This is a genomic window from Phenylobacterium sp. (assembly GCF_035475775.1).
GTDB lineage: Bacteria > Pseudomonadota > Alphaproteobacteria > Caulobacterales > Caulobacteraceae > Phenylobacterium.
Genome location: NZ_DATIMC010000123.1, coordinates 1 through 5525, shown reverse-complemented (window position 1 = coordinate 5525; position 5525 = coordinate 1). Strand labels below are relative to the sequence as shown.

The following is a 5525-nucleotide window of genomic DNA, read 5'->3' as shown; positions in this document are numbered from 1 at the left end:
CCACGCCGGCCGCGCGCCGGGACAGCTTCACCGCGCGGGTGAGGGCGGGCAGGCCCACGGGCACATCATCCAGCAGGCCCGCCGCGCCGCTCTTCGCCTGGCGCTCTGCCGCCTTCAGCTGCTCCCAGGCTTCCTTCTGCTCCGCGAGCGAGCCGTAGCTCTCATCGCCGAACACGTGCGGGTGGCGGCGGACCATCTTGTCATTGATGGCGCCGACGACCTCCTCGAAGCCGAACGCGCCTTGCTCCTCGGCCATGCGGGCGTGGAACACCACCTGCAGCAGCAGGTCGCCGAGCTCGTCCCTGAGGTCCTTCAGGTCGGCGCGCTCGATGGCGTCGGCCACTTCGTAGGCTTCCTCGACGGTGTAGGGCGCGATCGTCGCGAAGGTCTGCTCGATGTCCCAGGGACAGCCGTCCTCGGGATCGCGCAGGCGCGCCATGATGGCCAGCAGGCGGTCGATCGGCCGGAGCTCGGCCGGCGGCGCGGGTCGGGTCATGACGCCATCCTTTCGCCGGACGACGGGCGCAGCGCAAGGCCGAGAACGGGCGTCGCGTCGCTAGCGGCTGAGCAGGATGTGGGTGGCGAGTTCGCTCGGCGCCGTCTCGGTCACCCGATATCCGAGCGCGGGCAGGTCGAGGCCTTCGAACAACGCCTCGCCACGCCCGAGCATCACCGGCGAGACCGCCAGGTGCAGCTCGTCCAGCAAGCCGCCCTGCAGGTACTGGCGGACGGTCGAGACGCCGCCGCCGATCTTGACGTCCAGATCTCCGGCGGCCGCGCGGGCGCGCTCCAGCGCCGCGTCAATCCCGTCCGTCACGAAGTGGAAGGTGGTCCCGCCTTGCATCGCGATCGGGGCGCGAGGGTGATGCGTCAGGATGAAGGTCGGCGCGTGATAGGGTGGATTGTCGCCCCACCAGCCCCGCCAGCTCTCGTCCGGCCATTCGCCGCGCACGGGCCCGAACATATTGCGGCCGAGGATGAAGGCGCCGAAGCCCTCCATCGAGCGGCGGCCATAGTCGTCATCCACGCCCTGCGTCCCGCCGGCCTGGCCGAACATGCTCCTGAACGTCTTCGTGCCGACCCACCAGCGATGCAGCTCGGGGCCACGTTTGCCGAGCGGGTTCTCCAAGCTCTGCTCCGGTCCGGCGCCGAAGCCGTCCAGCGAAACGCTGAACCCCGCCACCCTCACTCTTCCCATGTCCGACTCCATGACAGCTTTCAGTGAACGAGGGAGGGCGCCGCTTGCCAAATCCGGCGATATCCGGATTGCGCCTAAGGTATATTATCGGAAATCAAGGAGGGTCTTCTCCAGGCAGCTCAAGGTCCCCTCGGGCGATCCGCTGCAGGGTCTCGACGAAGAACGCCGGCTCCAGCGCCCTGATGCGGGCCTCCAGGGTCTCCGGCGTGTCGTCGGGCCTCACCTCGACCGCCCGCCGCGCCACCTCGGGCCCGCGATCGTATTCCTCGTCCACCAGGTGGATCACGATGGCGCTCGCCGGCGCCCGGGCGGCCAGCACGGCTTCGTGCACCCGCCGGCCGTACATGCCGGGCCCGCCGAACTCCGGCAGCGGCCCGGGATGGATGTTCAGGATCCGGCCCGCGTAGCGCGCCAGCGTCGCTGCGCCCAGCCGGCGCAGATAGCCCGAAAGAACGATGAGCTCCACCTCATGGTCCGCCATGGCCCGGGCCAGCGCGGCGTCGGCCGCCTCGGGGTCCGCCTGGGTCGGAATGCACAGGCTGGGCACGCCCTCGGCCTTGGCGAACTCCAGGGCGGCCGCGCCACGGTTGTTGCTGACCAGCAGCCGCGCCTCGGCCGCGAGGTCTCCGGCGCGGATCGCCTGCACGATCGCCTGCGCGCTCGAGCCGGCTCCGGACGCGAGGAAACCGAGCTTAACCCGCGATTCCATTGGACAATCCTGTCGCCAGATCGTGCTCCAGGCGAAGCCCGTCGTAGGCCGGCTCGACGCCCTCCGGCAGCTTCCGGGCGAGAGCCTCATAATCCAAGTCGATGTGGAGGTTGGTGAGGATCGCGCGCCGGGGCCTGATCTGGGCGATCCATTCCAGCGTGCGCTCGACATGGGCGTGGGTCGGATGCGGCCGCCAGCGCAGCGCATCGACGATCCAGACGTCCAGATCGGAGAGCGCCTGGAACGCCGCCGCATCGAGGTTCACCACGTCGCTGGAATAGGCCACCCCGCCGAACCGGTAGCCCACCGAGCGCAGGCCGCCGTGGTCCTGGTCGAAGCTGACCACCGGAATGGCCCCGGACGGCCCGTCCACGGCCCAGCGCACGCCATGGGCCGGCAGCGGGCGAGGCTCGCAGATGGCGGGATAGCCCGCCTCGCCCTCGAAGATGTAGCCGAACCGCTCGGTCATCGAGCGCTCGGTGGCCGCATCCATGACGCATGGGATGCGCGCGCGCTGGCGCAGGAAGAAAGCGCGGACGTCGTCGATGCCGTGCACCTGGTCGGCGTGATCGTGGGTCAGCAGCAGCGCGTCGAGCCGCTTGGCGCCGGCCTGGGCGGTCTGCAGCCGAAGGTCCGGCGAGGCGTCGACCAGCACCGTGGTCTCGGCTTCGGCGGAGGTCCCTTTGCGGCGGACGAGCAGCGAGCAGCGGCTGCGCAGGTTCCTGGGATCGGCCGGGTCGCAGGCGCCCCACTCGCCGTCGGCGCGCGGCACCCCGCCCGAGGAGCCGCAGCCCAGGATGGTGACCTCGAGCGTGGCGCTCACGGGCGCGGGATCCGGTCGAACAGGGCGAAGAAGGCGTCCTCCGTGCGGGCTTCCGCCTCCTTGAGCGACCAGCCGCGGAGCTCGGCGAGCTTGGCGAGCACGTGCGGCAGGAAGGCGGGCTCGTTGCGGCGGCCGCGGTGCGGGACAGGCGCCAGGTAGGGGCAGTCCGTCTCCACCAGGATGCGGTCCTGCGGCATGTCGCGGATCGCCGCGCGCACCGCCTCGGCCGCCCTGAAGGTGGCGATCCCGGAGACCGAGAACCAGGCGCCCAGGGCTGCGGCGCGGGCCGCGAGCTCCGGGCCGGACGTGTAGCAGTGCATCAGGACGCGGAACGCGCCCCGGGCGTGCTCCTCCTCCAGGATCTCGGCCATCGCCGCATCGGCTTCGCGCGCATGGACGACGAGCGGCAGGCCGGTCGCCCGCGCGGCGGCGATGTGGGCGCGGAAAACCCGGGCCTGGATGTCGCGCGGGCTGAGATCGTAGTGGAAGTCGAGCCCGCACTCGCCGATGCCCACGACCCGCGGATCGGCGGCCAGGCCGATGAGCGTTTCAGGGGACAGCTCGGGATCGTCCTTCGCCTCGTGCGGATGGGTCCCGACCGTGCACCAGATGTCGGGATGCTGCGCCACCAGCCGGGTCTGCTCGAAGCTGGAGAGCCTGTCGCTGATCTCCACCATCAGCCGCACGCCGGAGGCGAGCGCGCGGGAGATCACCGCCTCCCGGTCCTCGTCGAATTGCGGCGCGTGCAGGTTGACGTGGCTGTCGATCAGCATCGGCTCTGGCGGGCTTTCAGGCCTGGGCGGCCTGGCGCAGTTCGGTCAAGGCCGCGAACAGGGCGTCGGTCCGGTCGAGGTTGAGGGCCTCGACCTCGCGCGGCAGGCGCGAGAGCGTCTCCCACGCCGCGGCCCAGCGATCAAGCGCCGGCTGGCCCTCGCCGGCCCGCGCGGCGGTGAGCGCATGCACCCGCTCGGCCAGGCGCTCGAACAGCAGCGAGAAATGGCCCATCCCCTCCCCGCCGCGGAACCGGTCGGCGAGCGACAGCGCCAGGCCCTCGTCGAGCTCGGGCAGCCGATCGAGGATCGAGCGCGCCGCATCGTCCAGCGCCAGCGCCTGCGCCGCCGCGAGCGCCAGCGCCCGGCCCGGCGCGCCGCCCGCCATCGCCGCGAGCCGCAGCGCATCCTCGGCGTCGACCTCGGCCCGGGCGCGCACGAACGCGGCGGTCTCCTCGAGTGGCAGCGGCGCGAAGGCCAGCCTGCGGCAGCGTGAGCGGATGGTGGCCAGCAGGCGGCCCGGGGCATGGCTCACCATCAGCAGCACGCCGCGGCTCGGCGGCTCCTCCAGGGTCTTCAAGAGCGCGTTGGCGGCGTTCAGGTTGAGATCGTCGGCGGCGTCGACGATCGCCACCCGATGCGGCGCGCTGGCCGGCGACTTGGAAAAGAACTCCGAGAGCCGGCGCACCTCGTCCACCGGGATCACCTTGCGCGGCTTGCCCTCCTCGCCGAGCCGCTCGACGACCAGCAGGTCGGGATGCGCGCGGGCCGCCACCTGGCGGCTCACCGGATGCTGCGGCTCCGCGCCCAGGCCGCCGCGGGCCGGATCGCCCGGCGCGCCGAGCAGCCGGCGGGCGGCGCGGTAGGCGAAGGTCGCCTTGCCCACGCCCTCGGGCCCGGTCAGCAGCCAGGCGTGGTGCAGCCGGCCCCGCGCGCGGCTAGCCTCGAAGGCGGCCTCGGGGCCGGCGTGGCCGACGAGATCGAACACCTCGCGCGGATGGGGAACCTCAGCCATGCACCGCCAGCCGCGCCTCGACGGCCGCCCAGACCGCGGCCGCCACCGCCTCGATTTCGCCGGCCGCGTCGATCACGGCGCAGCGGGCCGGCTCGGCCTCGGCGATCGCCAGGAAGCCGGCGCGCAGCCTGCGGTGGAAATCCATGCCCTTGGACTCGAAGCGCATCTCGCCGCCGCGCCCGGCGGCGCGCCTAAGCCCCTCCTTGGGCGCCAGATCGAAGATCAGGGTGAGGTCCGGGCGGACATCGGCCAGGATGAACCGCTCCAGGGCGGAGATCAGCCCCGGATCGACCCCGCCCGCCGCCCCCTGATAGGCCCGCGTGGAATCCGCGAAGCGGTCGCAGGCGACCCACGCCCCGCGTTCCAGCGCCGGGCGGATCACCCGCTCCACGTGATCGCGCCGCGCGGCGTACATCAAAAGCGTCTCGGTGACCGCGGACCAGCGGTCCGCCGCGCCATTCAGCACCAGCTCGCGGATGGCCTCCGCGCCCGGCGAGCCGCCCGGCTCGCGAGTGGCGACGACCTCCAGCCCCTGCGCCTGCAGCCGCCCGGCGAGGCGCTTGAGCTGGGTCGACTTGCCCGCCCCCTCGCCGCCTTCGAATGTGATGAACCGTCCGCGGGCCACGAACCCAAGATGGCGGCTTCGCGGCGGAAGTCCAGCCGGCTAGGAGGGCGGGATCACCCGGGCGTCGGCGAATCCCACCTCGGCGGCCTTCTCGCGCAGGACCTCGGCCGCATCCTCGTCGGCCGCCCCGTCCAGCACCACGCGCCACAGGGTGACGCCGCCCAGGGAGACCGGCTCGACGGCGGCGTGGCCGGCCGAGGCCAGCCGGGCGGCGGCGCGCTGCGCGTTCTCGGCGCTCGCGAAGGCGGCGGCCTGAACCTTGAACCCGCCGGGGCTCGCCGCGGCCGGCGGTACCGGCGGCGCGGAGAAGGCGGGCGCGGGCGCGGGCAACGGCTTGAGCTCGGCGACCAGGACCGGGGCCGGCGGCTTCACGAGCGGCGCCGCG

General features: G+C 72.8%; 8 protein-coding genes. All 8 read right to left on the bottom strand.

Annotation, left to right across the window (positions count from 1 at the left end; all coding sequences use genetic code 11):
• A partial coding sequence (gene mazG, locus VLI41_RS14890) for a nucleoside triphosphate pyrophosphohydrolase (protein WP_325268870.1) occupies positions 1 to 496 on the bottom strand: 496 nt, incomplete at its 3' end.
• 60 nt (positions 497 to 556) lie between these two features.
• Entirely contained in the window at positions 557 to 1198 is a 642-nt protein-coding gene (locus VLI41_RS14885; RefSeq protein ID WP_325268869.1) for a dihydrofolate reductase family protein, read from the bottom strand.
• A gap of 94 nt (positions 1199 to 1292) precedes the next feature.
• Positions 1293 to 1907, bottom strand: a complete 615-nt coding sequence (locus VLI41_RS14880; RefSeq protein ID WP_325268868.1) for a phosphoribosylglycinamide formyltransferase — start codon at positions 1905 to 1907, stop codon at positions 1293 to 1295.
• Positions 1891 to 2730, bottom strand: a complete 840-nt coding sequence (locus tag VLI41_RS14875; RefSeq protein WP_325268867.1) for an MBL fold metallo-hydrolase — start codon at positions 2728 to 2730, stop codon at positions 1891 to 1893. Before VLI41_RS14875 ends, VLI41_RS14880 begins: the two co-directional genes overlap by 17 nt.
• Positions 2727 to 3503, bottom strand: a complete 777-nt coding sequence (locus VLI41_RS14870; protein WP_325268866.1) for a TatD family hydrolase — start codon at positions 3501 to 3503, stop codon at positions 2727 to 2729. Before VLI41_RS14870 ends, VLI41_RS14875 begins: the two co-directional genes overlap by 4 nt.
• A gap of 16 nt (positions 3504 to 3519) precedes the next feature.
• Positions 3520 to 4515 carry a DNA polymerase III subunit delta' gene (locus VLI41_RS14865; RefSeq protein WP_325268865.1) on the bottom strand — a complete coding sequence of 332 codons (996 nt, stop codon included), beginning with the start codon at positions 4513 to 4515 and terminating at the stop codon, positions 3520 to 3522.
• The gene (gene tmk, locus VLI41_RS14860; RefSeq protein WP_325268864.1) at positions 4508 to 5140 is read right to left on the bottom strand and encodes a dTMP kinase; all 633 of its coding nucleotides are present in this window, start codon (positions 5138 to 5140) and stop codon (positions 4508 to 4510) included. Before tmk ends, VLI41_RS14865 begins: the two co-directional genes overlap by 8 nt.
• 39 nt (positions 5141 to 5179) lie before the next feature.
• A partial coding sequence (locus VLI41_RS14855; RefSeq protein ID WP_325268863.1) for an SPOR domain-containing protein occupies positions 5180 to 5525 on the bottom strand: 346 nt, incomplete at its 5' end.